General features: G+C 61.6%; 16 protein-coding genes. 11 read left to right on the plus strand and 5 right to left on the minus strand.

Features of this window, described 5'->3' with window-relative positions:
- The first annotated feature begins 21 nt into the window (after positions 1-21).
- Together AC1DNK_RS21390 and rhaI are read left to right on the plus strand one after the other, a co-directional pair.
- Positions 22-2,118: a bifunctional rhamnulose-1-phosphate aldolase/short-chain dehydrogenase gene (locus tag AC1DNK_RS21390; RefSeq protein WP_477943223.1), complete on the plus strand. Its 2,097-nt coding sequence runs from the start codon at positions 22-24 to the stop codon at positions 2,116-2,118.
- Between the two features lie 195 nt (positions 2,119-2,313).
- Positions 2,314-3,606: an L-rhamnose catabolism isomerase gene (rhaI, locus tag AC1DNK_RS21395; RefSeq protein WP_477943224.1), complete on the plus strand. Its 1,293-nt coding sequence runs from the start codon at positions 2,314-2,316 to the stop codon at positions 3,604-3,606.
- Between the two features lie 50 nt (positions 3,607-3,656).
- Here the strand turns inward: rhaI and AC1DNK_RS21400 are convergent, their stop codons facing one another.
- On the minus strand, positions 3,657-4,115 hold the full coding sequence (locus AC1DNK_RS21400) for a carboxymuconolactone decarboxylase family protein (RefSeq protein WP_112596765.1): 459 nt from the start codon (positions 4,113-4,115) through the stop codon (positions 3,657-3,659).
- A gap of 114 nt (positions 4,116-4,229) precedes the next feature.
- On the opposite strand from AC1DNK_RS21400, the gene AC1DNK_RS21405 reads away from it, so the two are divergent.
- From AC1DNK_RS21405 to AC1DNK_RS21430, 6 genes are all read left to right on the plus strand, one after another.
- Positions 4,230-5,105: a sigma-70 family RNA polymerase sigma factor gene (locus AC1DNK_RS21405; RefSeq protein WP_477943225.1), complete on the plus strand. Its 876-nt coding sequence runs from the start codon at positions 4,230-4,232 to the stop codon at positions 5,103-5,105.
- Positions 5,106-5,267: 162 nt separating this feature from the next.
- Positions 5,268-6,794 (plus strand): ABC transporter substrate-binding protein, encoded by a 1,527-nt coding sequence (locus tag AC1DNK_RS21410; RefSeq protein WP_477943226.1) that lies wholly within the window; start codon positions 5,268-5,270, stop codon positions 6,792-6,794.
- Positions 6,795-7,012: 218 nt separating this feature from the next.
- Entirely contained in the window at positions 7,013-7,954 is a 942-nt protein-coding gene (locus tag AC1DNK_RS21415; protein WP_162698694.1) for an ABC transporter permease, read from the plus strand.
- The gene (locus tag AC1DNK_RS21420) at positions 7,954-8,823 is read left to right on the plus strand and encodes an ABC transporter permease (RefSeq protein WP_477943227.1); all 870 of its coding nucleotides are present in this window, start codon (positions 7,954-7,956) and stop codon (positions 8,821-8,823) included. The genes AC1DNK_RS21415 and AC1DNK_RS21420 overlap by 1 nt, the downstream gene beginning before the upstream one ends.
- A complete protein-coding gene (locus tag AC1DNK_RS21425) occupies positions 8,824-10,032 on the plus strand; it encodes an amidohydrolase/deacetylase family metallohydrolase (protein ID WP_477943228.1) in 1,209 nt (402 codons plus the stop codon). It begins immediately after the preceding gene.
- A 19-nt stretch (positions 10,033-10,051) separates the two neighbouring features.
- Complete coding sequence (locus AC1DNK_RS21430; protein WP_477943229.1) at positions 10,052-10,564, plus strand: RidA family protein; 513 nt, start codon at positions 10,052-10,054, stop codon at positions 10,562-10,564.
- Positions 10,565-10,573: 9 nt separating this feature from the next.
- On the opposite strand, the gene AC1DNK_RS21435 is transcribed toward AC1DNK_RS21430, so the two are convergent.
- Complete coding sequence (locus tag AC1DNK_RS21435) at positions 10,574-11,416, minus strand: IclR family transcriptional regulator (protein ID WP_112444098.1); 843 nt, start codon at positions 11,414-11,416, stop codon at positions 10,574-10,576.
- 105 nt (positions 11,417-11,521) lie between these two features.
- On the opposite strand from AC1DNK_RS21435, the gene AC1DNK_RS21440 reads away from it, so the two are divergent.
- Together AC1DNK_RS21440 and AC1DNK_RS21445 are read left to right on the plus strand one after the other, a co-directional pair.
- Positions 11,522-12,718 carry an aminotransferase class V-fold PLP-dependent enzyme gene (locus tag AC1DNK_RS21440; RefSeq protein WP_112388429.1) on the plus strand — a complete coding sequence of 399 codons (1,197 nt, stop codon included), beginning with the start codon at positions 11,522-11,524 and terminating at the stop codon, positions 12,716-12,718.
- 36 nt (positions 12,719-12,754) lie between these two features.
- Positions 12,755-14,590 (plus strand): ABC transporter ATP-binding protein, encoded by a 1,836-nt coding sequence (locus AC1DNK_RS21445; protein ID WP_477943230.1) that lies wholly within the window; start codon positions 12,755-12,757, stop codon positions 14,588-14,590.
- Here the strand turns inward: AC1DNK_RS21445 and AC1DNK_RS21450 are convergent.
- The 3 genes from AC1DNK_RS21450 to AC1DNK_RS21460 all read right to left on the minus strand — a co-directional run bounded on the left by AC1DNK_RS21450 (position 14,587) and on the right by AC1DNK_RS21460 (position 15,607).
- A complete protein-coding gene (locus AC1DNK_RS21450; RefSeq protein ID WP_477943231.1) occupies positions 14,587-15,012 on the minus strand; it encodes a type II toxin-antitoxin system VapC family toxin in 426 nt (141 codons plus the stop codon). The genes AC1DNK_RS21445 and AC1DNK_RS21450 overlap by 4 nt on opposite strands.
- A complete protein-coding gene (locus AC1DNK_RS21455) occupies positions 15,013-15,255 on the minus strand; it encodes a type II toxin-antitoxin system Phd/YefM family antitoxin (protein ID WP_477943232.1) in 243 nt (80 codons plus the stop codon).
- Positions 15,256-15,388: 133 nt separating this feature from the next.
- A complete protein-coding gene (locus AC1DNK_RS21460; RefSeq protein ID WP_477943233.1) occupies positions 15,389-15,607 on the minus strand; it encodes a hypothetical protein in 219 nt (72 codons plus the stop codon).
- Between the two features lie 127 nt (positions 15,608-15,734).
- On the opposite strand from AC1DNK_RS21460, the gene AC1DNK_RS21465 reads away from it, so the two are divergent.
- The gene (locus tag AC1DNK_RS21465; protein WP_112596743.1) at positions 15,735-16,358 is read left to right on the plus strand and encodes a TetR/AcrR family transcriptional regulator; all 624 of its coding nucleotides are present in this window, start codon (positions 15,735-15,737) and stop codon (positions 16,356-16,358) included.
- The last annotated feature ends 45 nt before the right edge of the window (positions 16,359-16,403 follow it).

The raw sequence follows: 16,403 nt of genomic DNA on the forward strand, positions 1-16,403 counted from the left end.
GAACTCATATGGGAGGATGACATGGCGGCCAACGTCCGGCTTCTTGATAACCGTTGGGATGACAGCTACGCGGCAAAGCTCGATGAGCCCGGCAAGCTGCTCTACCGCTCCAACCTCCTCGGCGCCGACAAGCGCATCACCAATTACGGCGGTGGCAACACCTCAGCGAAGGTGATGGAAACCGACCCGCTGAACGGCGAGAAGGTCAAGGTTCTCTGGGTCAAGGGCTCCGGCGGCGACGTCGGCACCATCAAGCTCGATGGCTTCGCGACCCTCTATCAGGACAAGCTGGACTCGCTGAAGAGCATCTACAAGGGCACCGCGGACGAAGACCGCATGGTTGGCTTCCTGCCGCATTGCACCTTCAACCTGAACTCGCGCGCCGCCTCGATCGATACGCCGCTGCATGGCTTCGTGCCGTTCACGCATGTCGATCACATGCATCCGGACGCGATTATCGCCATTGCCGCTTCCAAGAATTCCAAGGAATTGACGCAGCTGATCTTCGGCGCCGATATCGGCTGGCTGCCCTGGCGCCGCCCGGGCTTCCAGCTCGGCCTCGATCTCGAAGCCTTCGTCAAGGCCAACCCGAATGCCAAGGGTGTCGTGCTCGAAAGCCACGGTCTCTTTACCTGGGCGAACGACGCCAAGGCCTGCTACGAACTGACCCTCGATATCATCAACAAGGCGATCGTCTGGTTTGCCGAAAAGACCGAGGGAAAGACGATCTTCGGCGGCGCTGCGGCGCAGAGCCTGCCGGTCGCCGAACGCCGCGCGATTGCAGCGCGCCTGATGCCGGAAATTCGCGGCCGTATCGGTAAGCAGGAGCGCAAGCTCGGCCATTTCGACGATCAGGATGCCGTGCTCGAGTTTGTCAATTCGAAGAGCCTTCGCCCGCTCGGCGCGCTGGGCACCAGCTGCCCGGATCATTTCCTGCGCACCAAAATCCGCCCGCTGATCGTCGATTTCGATCCGGCAAAGCCCGATGTCGATGCGATCATTGCTGGCCTGGACGCAGCGCTGGAAGCATACCGCGCCGATTACGCCCGCTATTACAATGACTGCAAGCATGACAATTCGCCCGCCATGCGCGATGCGAACCCGGTGATCTTCCTGGTACCCGGCGTCGGCATGCTGTCCTTTGCTCGCGACAAGGCAACCGCCCGTATCGCCAGCGAGTTCTACGTCAACGCCATCAACGTCATGCGTGGCGCCTCGACGGTCTCGGAATATCAGGGGCTTCCGGAACAGGAAGCCTTCGACATCGAATACTGGCTGCTCGAGGAAGCCAAGCTGCAGCGCATGCCGAAGCCGAAGAGCCTGGCCGGCAAGGTCGCTTTCGTCACCGGCGGCGCCGGCGGTATCGGCCGCGCGACGGCGGCACGTCTGGTGGGCGAGGGCGCCTGCGTAGTGCTTGCCGATATCGATCAGGCCGCGCTCGAAGCGACGGAAGCCGATTTCAAGGCGAAGTTTGGTGCCGACGCCGTTCGCAGCGTCAAGCTCGATGTGACCAAGGAAGACGCCGTCATCTCGACCTTCGCCGAATCCTGCGTCGAGTTCGGCGGTGTCGATATCCTGGTTTCGAATGCCGGTATCGCCTCGTCGGCGCCGATCGAAAGCACCGAGCTGTCGATGTGGAACAAGAATATCGACATTCTGGCGACCGGCTATTTCCTGGTGTCACGCGAAGCCTTCCGGCTGTTCCGCAAGCAGAATCTCGGTGGCAACGTCGTCTTCGTCGCTTCGAAGAACGGCCTCGCCTCGTCGCCGAACGCGGCTGCCTATTGCACCGCCAAGGCTGCCGAAATCCATCTGGCCCGCTGCCTGGCGCTAGAAGGGGCAGAAGCCGGCATCCGCGTCAACACGGTCAATCCGGACGCGGTGCTGCGCGGCTCGAAGATCTGGAACGGCGAATGGCGCGAACAGCGTGCGGCCTCCTCGAAGATCGAGGTGGATGATCTCGAGGAGCATTACCGCAAGCGTTCGATGCTGAAGCTCAATGTCTTCCCTGAAGATATTGCCGAGGCAATCTACTTCCTGGCGTCGGATCTCTCGGCGAAGTCTACCGGCAACATCATCAATGTCGATGCCGGCAACGCCCAGAGCTTCCCGCGCTAAGCGCGAGGTTCCCTTCTCCCCAGCGGGGAGAAGATGCCCGTCAGGGCAGATGAGGGGGACGCCGAGTAAAGCGAGGCGTGCCTTAAGCGAATAGCGAAAGGCCAGGAGTGCCGGTGCGGGTAGCCCCCTCATCCGGCCCTTTGGGCCACCTTCTCCCCGAGGGGAGAAGGGAGGAACCAAGATCGGGAGGAAATCATGGCCGAGTTCAAGATCGCGCAGGATGTGATCGCGCAGGAAAACGACAAGCGTGCAGCGGCGCTCAAGGAAGACTATGACGCGCTGGGCGCGACGCTGTCCCGCCGCGGCATCGACATCGAAACCGTTACGCGCCGTGTTTCGGAATTCTTCGTCGCCGTTCCCTCTTGGGGCGTCGGCACCGGCGGCACGCGCTTTGCCCGCTTCCCGGGCACCGGCGAGCCGCGCGGCATCTTCGACAAACTCGAAGATTGCTCTGTGATCAACGAGCTGACGCGGGCGACGCCCAATGTTTCTCTGCATATTCCGTGGGACAAGATGGATGCCAGGGAGTTGAAGGCGAAGGGCGATTCGCTCGGTCTCGGCTTCGATGCGATGAATTCCAACACCTTTTCCGATGCGCCCGGCCAGAAGCATTCCTACAAGTATGGCTCGCTGAGCCACACCGATGCGGCAACGCGGGCGCAGGCCGTCGAGCACAATCTCGAATGTATCGAGATCGGCAAGGCGATCGGCTCGAAGGCGCTGACCGTCTGGATCGGCGACGGTTCGAACTTCCCCGGCCAGAGCAACTTTACCCGGGCCTTCGAGCGCTATCTCGCCTCCATGGCTGACATCTACAAGGCCCTGCCCGACGATTGGAAGCTGTTCTCCGAGCACAAGATGTACGAGCCGGCCTTCTATTCGACCATCGTGCAGGACTGGGGCACCAACTACCTGATCGCCCAGACGCTCGGTCCCAAGGCACAGTGCCTCGTTGATCTCGGCCACCACGCGCCGAACACCAATATCGAGATGATCGTCGCCCGCCTGGTGCAGTTCGGAAAGCTCGGCGGCTTCCATTTCAACGACTCGAAATATGGCGACGACGACCTCGACGCCGGTTCGATCGAGCCCTACCGCCTGTTCCTCGTGTTCAACGAACTCGTCGATGCCGAGCAGCGCGGCGTCAACGACTTCAACCCGGCACACATGATCGATCAGTCGCATAACGTGACGGATCCGATCGAAAGCCTGATCAACAGCGCCAACGAAATCCGCCGCGCCTACGCGCAGGCGCTGCTCGTCGATCGCAAGGCGCTGGCCGGTTATCAGGATGGAAACGATGCGCTGATGGCGACGGAAACGTTGAAGCGCGCCTACCGCGCCGATGTCGAACCGATCCTCGCCGAGGCCCGCCGCCGCGCCGGCGGCGCCATCGATCCGGTCGCGACCTATCGCGCCAGCGGCTACCGCAACAAGGTCTCGGCCGAGCGTCCGGCTTCGGCTGCCGGTGGCGGCGGGATAATTTAAGCTTTGCAAGGCTTCGGGCCGCCATTGGTCTCAACGGCGGCCCTTTGCGTTCAGGGCTTCCATTCACCGGCGATCTGCCGGGTGGCGACGTTCAGCCGGTTCCAGACATTGATATTGGCAATGGCGATGACGAGGGCCGCAACGCTCTTGCCGTCGAAATGACGGGTGGCCTCGTCCCAGATTTCGTCCGGCACCGGGTCTGCCCGGTCGCTGAGCCGTGTGACGGCTTCGGTGAGTGCCAGAGCTGCGCGCTCCTGATCGGAGAAATACGGCGCTTCGCGCCATGCCGCGACGGCGAAGAGCCTCTCCTCCGTTTCTCCGAGCTTCCGGGCGATGCGGGGATGGCCGTCTACGCAGACGCCGCAACCGTTGATCTGGCTGGCGCGCAGATTGACCAGTTCCAGCAGCTTCGGCGACAGCCCGACTTTTTGCGGGACGCTGCTCAGCGCCATCAGCGCCTGCATGGCTTCAGGAAGAACAACGGCCGGATTTCCCATTCTTGATTGCATGTTATGTCTCCTTGTCGGTTTCGTGGTTTGAGCGATGACGCTGCCATCCGTTGTCACATCGGCCGGCAGCCGTTCGTCATGGTGTTGACGGAACACGCGAGGAGGATGTGACCGATGGACGAGAAAAAATTTCTGGCAGATCAGTTCGAGACCAACCGGACGCATCTGAAGGCAGTAGCCTACCGTATGCTCGGCTCGCGCACCGAGGCGGATGACGCCGTTCAGGAGGCGTGGCTGAGGCTTTCCCGCTCGGATGCCGGGGAGGTGGCGAATATCGGCGGCTGGCTTCGCACCGTGGTTGCCCGCATCTGCCTGGACATGCTGCGCTCGAAGAAGACGCGGCGTGAAGAGCCGCTCGATCTTCCGGTCCACGAAACGATAGCAGACACCAAGGTATCCGCGAATCCGGAGCGCGAGGCGCTGGTTGCCGATTCGGTCGGCGTTGCCATGCTGGTTGTTCTCGATCAGCTCGGCCCGGCGGAACGCGTTGCTTTCGTGCTGCACGATATGTTCGACATTCCCTTCGACGATATCGCGGCAATCATCGGCCGGACATCCGAGGCGGCGCGGCAGCTTGCGAGCCGGGCGCGGCGGCGGATTCAGGGGAAGCCGGAGATACCCGCTGCGGATATCGAGCGGCGAAAGACGCTGGTGACGGCATTCTTGGCGGCGTCACGCAACGGTGACTTCCAGGCGCTGCTGTCGCTTCTGCATCCTGACGTCGCCTTCGTGCCGGATGCTGCGGCCTTGCGGCTCGGCGATACGGGTGAGCTACACGGCGCGCATGCCGTGGCAACCACCTTCAACGGGCGCGCGCGCGGCGCCCAGGGTGCCTTCATCGACGATGGGTTTGGCTTCATCGTTCATATCCAGGGCGAGCTGCGCATTGCGGCACTCATCGCCTTCGATGGAGACCGGATCTCGCGCATCGAGGCCATTGCCGATGCAAATCATCTTCAGCGCCTCGAATACACGCCGTTCCATCATTAGGCATATGGTCTTCCGCAGGCGATGGCGTGCGCAGTCTCTGCGCACGCCTTTTCATTTCTGCTCATAGAGCCACTTTACCGGTTGACAGGACCACTTCCGCCGATATTCTATTATTAAGCCTGATATAACATAATAGTGGAACAATTCACCGGGAGCATGCAAATGAAGACTCTAGTCGCATTCCTTCTTGGCACCGCGCTGGTCGCAATGCCGACGACATTGATGGCTCAGGAAAAGGGTGGTGTCATCAACGTCGCCACGATCGGCGAACCGCCGACGCTTGATCCGATGTCCTCCACCGCCGATCTCGTCGGCATCGTCACGCAGCACATTTTCGAAACGCTCTACACGTTCGATAAAAAGTGGAACGTCACGCCGCTTCTGGCCGAAAGCCTGCCGGAGATCAGCGCCGACGGTAAGACCTATACGATCAAGCTGCGCACCGGCATCAAGTTCCACGACAATACCGACATGACGTCCGAGGATGTGGTCGCCTCGCTCACTCGCTGGACGAAGATCGCTTCGCGCGGAAAGCAGGTCGTCGGCTTCATCGATTCGATCACCGCTGTCGATCCGGCGACCGTGAAGATCGTTCTGAAGCAGCCCTATGCGCCGCTGACCTCCCTGCTCGCCTTCAACAACTCGGCGGCGATCATCATTCCGTCCGAAAAGCAGGACGAGCCGATGAAGGAATTCATCGGCACCGGCCCCTATATGCTCAAGGAGCGCAAGGCCGACCAGTATATCCAGCTCGTGCGCTTCGACGGCTACAAGTCGCGCGATGGCGAGAGCGACGGTTATGGTGGTGCGCGCCACCAGTATCTCGACGAAATCCGCTTCGTGCCGGTCCCTGATGCCAATACCCGCGTCGAGGCTGCGGTCTCCGGCCAGTATGACTATGTCGATTCCATTCCGGTCGAATCCTTCGACAAGCTGAAGGCATCGAGCGCTTCTCAGCCGGTCATCCTGAAGCCCTTCGGCTACCCGGTCTTCGTCTTCAATACGAAGGAAGGTGTCGCCAAGAATGTCGAGGTCCGCAAGGCGATCCGTCAGGCGCTCAGCATGGAAGACATGCTGGCGGCCGCTTTCGGCAGCACGGATTTCTACACGCTCGACGGCGATATCTACCCGAAGCCGTTCGCCTGGAATACTGATGCCGGCGTCGAGGGCAACTATAACGTGGCGGATCCCGAAGGGGCCGCAACGGCTGCGAAAAAGGCCGGCTACAATGGTGAGCCGATTCGCATCCTCACCAGCCGCCAATACGAATTTCACTACAAGATGGCGCAGGTCGCCGCCGAGTATCTGAAGCTTGCCGGCTTTACCGTCGACCTGCAGGTCGTCGACTGGGCCACGCTGACGCAGCGCCGCACGGACTCCAAGCTCTGGGACATCTACATCACCCATAGCCCCTTCCTGCCGGAACCGGCGCTGATCGGTTCGCTGTCGCCGAGCTCGCCCGGCTGGTGGGATACGCCAGCGCGCAAGGCAACCGTCGATGCCTTCACCTCGGAAGTCGATCCGCAGAAGCGCATCGCGCTCTGGGCTGATGTCCAGAAGGCGATGTATGACGAGCTTCCCTACATGAAGATCGGCGACTTCAACGCCGTCTCGGCAAAATCGACCAAACTCGAAGGCGTCGATCCGGCTCCGTGGCCATACTTCTGGAACGCGTCTGTCAAGAAGTAAGTCGTAGGGCCTCTGATGATGGCGGTGGCAACCAATCTCTCGTCATTCCTGTACTTGTCACAGGAATCCAGCAGCGCCATGTCCATGGCGCGGAAGACTCCTCTCACGGCGCAGACGCGCCGTGGCTGGATCCCTGTGACAAGCACAGGGATGAGGGAGGGTGGGGCCGCAGCCTCGCTTCATCGAGATAAACCAACTGAGTACGGGATCTCGCTCCCATGATACGCTACATCCTCCAGCGCCTTGCGGGCATGATCGTCGTGATGTTTCTCGTCGTCACGATCGTCTTCGTCATCGTGCGCGTCACGCCGGGTGATCCGGCGGCCGTGATGCTCGGCCCCGATGCGACGCCGCAGGACATTGCCGATCTGCGCGCCAGCCTCGGCCTCGACCGGTCTCTCGTGGTGCAATACATCTATTATATCGGCCAGCTGCTGAAGGGTGATCTCGGCCAGTCGATCTTCCTCAACATGCCGGTCACATCGGCGCTGCTCGACCGTGCCGAACCGACTTTCTTCCTGACGATCTTCTCGCTCGCCATCGCCAGCCTGATCGCCCTGCCGATCGGCATCTACGCCGCCTACCGGCGCGGCTCGTTCGTCGACCAGGCGGCAACGACGCTGGCGATGTTCGCCGCCAGCATTCCGAGCTTCTGGCTGGGCCTCATCCTGATGCAGGTCTTCGCTGTCCGCTTCGGGATGTTCCCGGTATCGGGCTACGGCGGGCCCGGCTCGACATTTCTCGACCGCATGTATCACCTGACCCTGCCCGCCTTCGCGCTCGGCATCGTCTCGTCGGCGCTGATCCTTCGCTTCACCCGTGCTTCGATGCTCGACGTGCTGGGCGACGACTATATCCGCACGGCCCGTGCCAAGGGGCTGGTCGAGCGCAAGGTGATCCTCAAGCATGCGCTGAAGAATGCGCTGATCCCGATCCTGACGGTTCTCGGCCTGACCGCGGCAGTGCTGATCTCTGGCGCTGTCGTCACCGAAACCGTGTTCGGTCTTCCGGGTGTCGGCAATCTGGTGGTTTCGGCCGTTCTCCGGCGTGACTACCCGGTCATCCAGGGTGCGCTGCTGGTGATCGCGGCACTCTACGTCCTGATCAATTTTGCGATCGACATGCTCTATCTGCTCGTCGATCCGAGGGTGCGCTACTGATGACGGATATCGCAATCAAGCCCGCGGAAAGCGAAAACCGCAAGTTCATCCGCCATCTGCTGAGACGCAAGACGGTTGCCTTCGGCCTCGTCATCCTCGTCATCTTCGTGCTGCTGGCAGTCCTGGCCCCCTGGGTCGCGCCTTACTCGCCGTCGAAGCTGTCGATCGTCAACCGCCTGAAGCCGCCGAGCGGTACCTACTTCTTCGGCACCGACGAGTTCGGCCGCGATGTGCTGTCGCGCACGATCTATGCCGGCAGGCTGTCGCTGCTGGTCGGTGTGGCGGTCGTGGCGCTGTCATCGGTGATCGGCGTGACGCTCGGCCTGCTTGCCGGCTTCTTCAAGAAGCTCGATACGCCGATTGCCCGTCTGATCGATGCGATGATGGCCTTTCCGGATATCCTGCTGGCGATCGCGCTCGTCGCCGCGCTCGGCCCGTCGCTGACAACCGTGATCATCGCATTGTCGATCGTCTATGCGCCGCGTCTTGCCCGCATCGTTCGCGCCTCGACGCTGGTCATCCGCGAGCTGCCTTATGTCGAGGCCGCGCAGGCGCTCGGCATTTCGACCTTCCACATCATGACCCGCCATGTGCTGCGAAACCTGCTGTCGCCGATCATGGTGCAGGCCACCTTCCTGTTTGCCAGCGCCATGCTGGCCGAAGCCGGGCTCTCCTTCCTCGGCCTCGGCGTCAGCCCTGAAATTCCGACCTGGGGCACCATGATCGCCGCTGGCCGCCAGTATATCGGCCAGGCCGACTGGATGACGCTGTTTCCGGGTGTCGCCATCATTCTCTCCGTGCTTTCGCTCCAGATGGTCGGTGACGGCCTGCGCGACATGCTTGATCCAAAACTTCGAAAGGACCTGTAAATGACCGGTGAAAAAGCGGGCAAGCCGCTCCTCCTCACCAATGTGAAGCCGATGGCCTTCGGTGCCGGAACGCCTGCAGGCGCCGTCGATATCCTCGTCGATGCCGACGGCAAGATTGCCAAGATCGGCCCTCAGCTCGCTGTCTCCGAAGAGGTGACGCGCGTCGATGGCAAGGGCGCCTGGATCTCTCCCGGCTGGGTGGACCTGCACGTCCATATCTGGCACGGCGGCACCGATATCTCGATCCGCCCATCCGAATGCGGCGCCGAGCGTGGCGTCACGACGCTTGTCGATGCAGGATCCGCCGGTGAAGCCAACTTCCACGGCTTCCGTGAATATATCATCGAGCCGTCGAAAGAGCGGATCAAGGCCTTCCTGAATCTCGGCTCGATCGGTCTCGTCGCCTGTAACCGCGTTGCGGAGCTGCGTGACATCAGGGATATCGATCTCGACCGCATTCTCGAATGCTATGCCGAAAACAGCGAACACATCGTCGGCCTTAAGGTGCGTGCCAGCCACGTCATCACCGGCTCCTGGGGTGTGACCCCGGTCAAGCTCGGCAAGAAGATCTCCAAAATCCTGAAGATCCCGATGATGGTTCATGTCGGCGAGCCGCCGGCACTCTATGACGAAGTGCTAGAAATCCTCGGTCCTGGCGACGTCGTCACCCACTGCTTCAACGGCAAGGCGGGCTCCAGCATCATGGAAGACGAGGATCTCTTCAATCTCGCGGAACGTTGCGCAGGCGAGGGCATCCGCCTCGACATCGGCCATGGCGGCGCTTCCTTCTCCTTCAAGGTGGCGGAAGCGGCGATCAATCGCGGGCTGCTGCCGTTTTCGATCTCGACCGACCTGCATGGCCATTCGATGAACTTCCCGGTCTGGGATCTGGCGACGACGATGTCGAAGCTGCTGTCGGTCGGCATGCCGTTCGACAAGGTCGTCGAAGCCGTCACCCACGCGCCGGCTTCGGTCATCAAGCTGTCGATGGAAGATCGCTTGGCCGTCGGCCAGCGCGCCGACTTCACCATCTTCGACCTGATCGATTCCGATATCGAAGCGACCGATTCCAACGGCGACGTGTCGGTGCTCAACAAACTTTTCGAGCCTCGCTACGCCGTCATCGGCAGCGAGGCGATCACGGCGAGCCGCTATATCCCGCGTGCCCGCAAGCTCGTGCGTCACAGCCACGGCTATTCCTACCGGTAAGAAAGAAGATAGAAATCGCATGACAGGAGCCTACGTGAACACGTCTCCAACCACCGCCAAACTATCCGGCTCGCCTCAGGAGAGGCTGGCGGCGCTTGGCATCACCCTGCCGCCGGCACCGCCGCCGATCGCCAATTTCGTGACGCATGTCATCGAAGGCAACATTCTCTACCTGTCCGGCCAGGGACCGCGGGAGGCCGACGGCTTCCTGCATTCCGGCAAGGTCGGCGCCTCCGTCAGCGTCGAGGATGCCTACAAGCATGCGCGGCTGACCGGCATCAACCTGCTGTCCGTCATGCAGGATGCACTCGGCGATCTGTCGCGCGTCAAGCGCGTTGTCAAGCTGCTCGGTATGGTCAATGCGGTGCCTGATTTCCTCGATCACCCGAGTGTCATCAACGGCTGCTCCGATCTCTTCATCGATGTTTTCGGCGAAGAGTGTGGACAGCACGCCCGCTCGGCGGTGGGTTTCGGCTCGCTGCCGGGAAACATCACCGTCGAGATCGAAGCGATCGTCGCCTTGCGCGACTAGAGGAGAATGTCAGTGGTTGCGCCAGCCCATGATCTTTTCGATGCGTTCCGCCGACGCGCGCACATGCGCCGTGTAGCGGTTCTCGTCCGAAAAGGCCTTCTGCTCGGGAAGGACGATGGAGATGGTGGCAACGCACTGGCCGTCGCGATCGCAGATCGGCGAAGCGATGCAGGCGACCGCATAGTCGGATTCGCCAGCCTGGATCGAAAGGCGCGACTGGAAAGCCGCGCCTGCCGAACTCGACAGCACCTCGGCGTCCATTTCCGCCCGGCCGGTCGGCGAGGTCTTGGCGCAGCGCTTGAACAGATCGACGCGTTCCGGCTCCGGCAGGTGCCCGACAAGCAGGCGGCCGGAGGCCGTCCAGTTCAATGGCACGCGGGTGCCGACGCGGGACGCGACCTGGAAGTGGCTCGGACCATCGGCCATGGCGAGCACCAGCATATAGTCGCCGTCGCGGCCGCAGACCTGAACGGTCTCGTCCGCCTCGCGGCAGAGGTCGTGCATTTCGTGGGTGGCAACACTCATGAAATCCAGCGAGCGGGCATAGGCGAGACCATAGTGGTACAGCCGGGAACCGAGCCAGACCGAGCCGTCCGTATTGCGAGACAGCATGTTCTTTTCGACCAGATCGTCGACGATCACATAGACGGTCGAAAGCGGAGCCTTGACGGCCTTCGCGATCGCGTAGACGCCGGCTGGAGAGCCGGTTTCGTAAAGATAATCAATGACCTGCAGAGCACGGTCGATACCGCTCACGCGCGAACGGCGCGCAGTCTTGCCGCCGTCCGCCTCTTCCACAGAGACGCCGTCTTCGGAGTAAACTGCCGATGATGTCTTGCCGTCCAATTGCACGCTCCTCGTCTGAATATGCGAGTTTATTACATTACTATGGCATAGCCGTCGCTGAGGCAAATCGCAACACCCCTCACGCAGCGGCCACCGAAATTGGAGATACAAATGTCTGATGACATCCGCACGTCGATCGGCCTTCGCCCGGTCATCAATGTTTCCGGCACCATGACCAGCCTCGGCGCGTCGATCGTCGTTCCCGAGGCAATTGCCGCCATGTCGGCGATCCTGCCGCAGTTCGTCGAGGTCAACGACCTGCAGCGCAAGGCAAGCGCCGTCATCGCCCGGCTGACGGGCGGCGAGGCGGGTTTCGTCACCGCATCCTGCTCGGCAGGTATCTCGCTGGCCGTCGCAGGCACCATTACCGGCAACAATCTGCTGGCGATCGAGAAGCTGCCTGAGGTGACGACGGAAAAGAACGAAGTGCTCGTGCAGATGGGCCACGTCGTCAGCTATGGCGCGCCGGTCGATCAGGCGATCCGTCTTGCCGGCGGCAAGGTCGTGTTCGTGGGACAGGCGACCTCGACGCATCGCTTCCATATGGAAAATGCGATCACCGAGAAGACGGCCGCCGCCGTCTATGTCGTATCGCACCACGTCGTCGACTACGGTCTGCTGAACCTCAAGGAATTCGTCGAGATCGCCCACGCCAAGGGCGTGCCCGTCATCGTCGATGCGGCTTCGGAATATGATCTGAAGATCTTCCTGGAGCAGGGTGCCGATATCGCGCTCTATTCCGGCCACAAGTTCCTGGGCGGCCCGACCTCGGGCATCGTCGCCGGCAAGAAGGAGCTGGTCCGCAACGCCTTCCTGCAGAACATGGGTATCGGCCGCGGCATGAAGGTCGGCAAGGAAAGCATCTTCGGCGTCATGGCGGCGCTGGAAGCCTGGGAAAAGCGCGACCATGCCGGCATTCGCGAGCGTGAGACGAGCTATCTCAATCTCTGGAAGGAGAAGCTGGAGGGACGTCCGGGCGTGACCGCGCTGATCGAGCCTGACCCGACCAACAATCCGCTCGACCGCATGCGCGTGATCGTCAAAGCCGACGAGGCGCATATCACCGCCTGGGATCTGGCCGACGCGCTCGCCCGCGGCACGCCGCCGATCATCGTCCGCGACCATGAGGTCGAGCATCACTATTTCTATCTCGACCCGTGCAACCTGCATCCGGGCCAGGAGAAGATCGTCGCCAGCCGTCTTGGCGAAGAACTCGACAAGGCACGCGGCTCCAACGAGATCATCGCGACGCCGATTGAAAACCGCAGCAAGCACCGCTTCGACGGCGCGCTTCGCTGGCCGGATTGATCCGCGCGGTTCAGTAGCAATTTGAAGGAAGTGATCATGGCAGGCATCCAGGCACAGACCATCGCAGCGGCGGAACCGGTCCTCTCCGTCCGCAACCTGACGACATCGTTTCTGGTCGATGGCGCCTGGAAGCCTGTGGTTCGCGACGTTTCCTTCGATGTTGCGCCCGGCGAGACGGTGGCGATCGTTGGCGAAAGCGGTTCCGGCAAGAGCGTTACCTCGCTGTCGATCATGCGGTTGCTGCAGGCGGATTCGAGCCGCATCGAAGGCAAGATCATGCTCGGCGGGCGTGATCTCCTTGCTCTTCCTGAAGAGGAGATGCGCAAGGTTCGCGGCAATGACGTGGCGATGATCTTCCAGGAACCGATGACGAGCCTAAACCCGCTCTTCACCATCGGCGACCAGATTTCCGAGGCGCTGCTCTGCCACAGGCCGATGTCGAAGGCGGATGCCCGCGCCGAGACGATCCGTCTTCTGGAGAAAGTGCGCATTCCCTCCGCGGCCTCGCGTTTCGACGAATATCCGCACCGCTTCTCGGGCGGCATGCGCCAGCGCGTGATGATCGCCATGGCGCTCGCCTCGCGTCCGAAGCTTTTGATTGCTGACGAGCCGACGACGGCACTCGATGTGACGATCCAGGGCCAGATCCTCGATCTCATCAAGATGCTGCAGGAAGAGCAGGGGACGTCGGTCCTCTTCATCACCCACGACATGGGCGTCGTCGCCGAAATCGCCGACCGGACCGTCGTCATGTATCGGGGCGAGCAGGTGGAAACCGGCGAGACCGCCGATATTTTCCACCGCGGCAAGCATCCCTATACGCGGGCGCTGCTATCGGCCGTGCCGGTGCTTGGCTCGATGCAGAACTACGAGCGGCCGCTGCGCTTTCCCGTCGTCAACACGGCGACCGGCGAGTCCGATATCCCGGTTCAGACATCAGATACGGTCGCAGCCACGGCGCGCCCGGTGCTGGAGGTCAAGAACCTCACCAAGCGCTTCGACATTCATTCCGGTCTTTTCGGCAAGCTGACTGGCCGTGTCCACGCCGTCGAAAACGTCTCCTTCGATCTTCATGCCGGCGAGACGCTGTCGCTGGTCGGCGAATCCGGTTGCGGAAAATCGACCACTGGCCGCGCGATCATGCGGTTGATAGAGGCGCAGAGCGGTTCCGTCATCGCCGACGGCAAGGATGTGCTGGCGCTCGACAAGTCGGGCATGCGCGAGATGCGCAAGATCGTTCAGATGATCTTCCAGGACCCCTTCGCCAGCCTCAACCCGCGCATCCGTGTCGGCGATGCGATTGCCGAGCCATATCTCGAACACAAGATGGGAACGGCAAAGCAGGCAAAGGAACGCGTCGCCGATCTCCTGACCAAGGTCGGCCTCACGCCAGATATGGCCTCGCGTTTCCCGCATGAATTCTCTGGCGGCCAGCGTCAGCGCATCTGCATTGCCCGGGCGCTTGCGCTGGAGCCGAAGGTGATCGTTGCCGACGAAAGCGTCTCGGCCCTCGACGTCTCGATCAAGGCGCAGGTCATTAACCTGATGCTCGATCTGCAGCAGAGCCTGAACCTCGCCTTCCTGTTCATCTCCCACGACATGGCCGTCGTCGAGCGCGTCAGCCATCGCGTCGCGGTCATGTATCTCGGTGAAATTGTCGAGATCGGCCCGCGCGCGGCGGTCTTCGGAAATCCGCAGCACGACTACACGAGAAAGCTGACGGCGGCAGTCCCCGTGCCCGATCCCGACCGCAGGAGCGAGAAGCGTGCGGTGGCAAACGACGAGATCAAGAGCCCGATCCGGCCCGTCGATTACGCGATCAAGCCGCTGGAATACCGGGAAGTGTCAGCGGGGCATCTGGTGGCGGTCTAGATCAGCCGCGCAGGGATTTCGAGTGCGGCGCCTGCATCCGCCAGGCGGCGGTCGAGCGTTACGAGTTGCGCGCGCGTCTCCTCGGCCAAAGCCAGGTGGAGCGCATCACCGGCCCCCAGGTCGACGTTTCGCTGGGCGGCAAGTTTCGCCGCAAGGGCAAAGTGGCGTCTTTCGACGGCAACCAGCTCGAAGGTTTCGTGGACCAAACCCTCGAAAACCTGCTGGATCTCGGCCTGATATTGGCTGTTCAGCTGCCCGGCGCGAATTTTCAGCGCGATCGCCGACGAAAACTCGGTCAGCGTCCAATCGCTGACAACCACGCGGCTCGTGTTCACCGCGCCCCACAGAAAGGCGCTGGCCCGTTCGCTTGAATCGTCGTTGACCAGCGCGGCAATAATGACGGACGTATCGAGATAGAACATTCAGTACCGTTCGCTGTTACGCATGCTGCGGATGAAAGTGCCGGAATCGACGCTCTGTTTCGGCTGCGCCTGGCGCAATGCCCGCAACGCTTCGAGGTCGATCGGTGTTTTGGTTTTCCTGATCGGCACGATTTCGGCCACCGGCTTGCCGTGTTTCAGAATTTGCACGGTCTCGCCTGCCTCGGCGCGCTCGACAAGTTCGCTGAAATGCGCCTTCACGTCTTCAAGATTAACCTGCGTCATCGCCGCACCTTCATGACTCTCGAGAGGGTCATATTACCGGAGTAAGGTGACGGGCAAGCGCATAAAACAGCAAAAGCCGCCGCGTGGGGGATAGCGGCGGCTTTTGCACGGGGGCAGGGAAGGTCCCCGGATGTCAACCGAAGCAGCAAACCGAAGACGGATTTGCGGACGCCCGGTTGGCGATGGCGTTGATGAAATTGCCGACCTTGGAGGTGTTCGGCTCGCGTTTGCGAGCGGCCGTCTCCAGGAGTTGCTTGAAGTCTTCAAGCTTCACGCCGTCGGCGCGCATCACCATGGCGATCAGCGGGTCGCGAAGAGCTTCGGAAATGGTCAAATCTTTGGCCTTTGTCATGGTAGTCCTCCTTTCGTGGGCGGTCGCCCGTGTTCCGCTGCCGCAGTCTGCCCTCTCGGCATTGACTTTCGCGATCGGCGGTGTTACCGGTAAGTAACAATGCATTTGTTACCGATCGGTCACATCGATGTCAAGGACTTCGTCCTCAAAAAAATCAGAAACTTCGAATGAAATCTCCCAAGGCATGACGGACGAAAAGATCCCCCCGCGGGAGCGTATCGTCTCGACAGCCTCTGAGCTTTTCCGCGAGCATGGCATCCGCGGCATCGGCGTCGATGCCATTGCGGATGCGGCTCTTACCAACAAGATGACGCTCTACAGGCATTTCGGCTCCAAGGACGAGCTGATCTGCGAAACGCTGCGGCGCGCCTCTGAAAAGGCGGAGCAGATCTGGCGTGATCTCGAAGCCGCTCACCCGGGTAATCCGCGTGCCCAGCTCGATGCCTGGGTCGAAGGACGGGCGCACTGTCTGAACGGCGAGCCGGCGGGCTGCGATCTTGCCAATGCGGCGATCGAGCTGAAGGGCGAGGGCCATCCGGCCTATGGCGTCATCGAGCGGCACAAGGCCGATCAGCGTCAGCGCCTCGTTGCGCTTTGCGCCGCAGCCGGCGCCAGCGAGCCGCAGCTTCTGGCCGATACGCTCACTCTGCTTCTCGAAGGTGCGCGCGTGACGCGCCAGTCGATGGGCAGCGATGGTTGCTGCAGCCATTTCGCCAAAGCGGCAAGTGCTGCCGTCGCCTCCTATTGCTGAAGCACACCGCCGTGGAACCTCCGCGGCGGCGAGGCGTTACCTTCT

This window comes from Rhizobium sp. 01N424 (assembly GCF_056399485.1).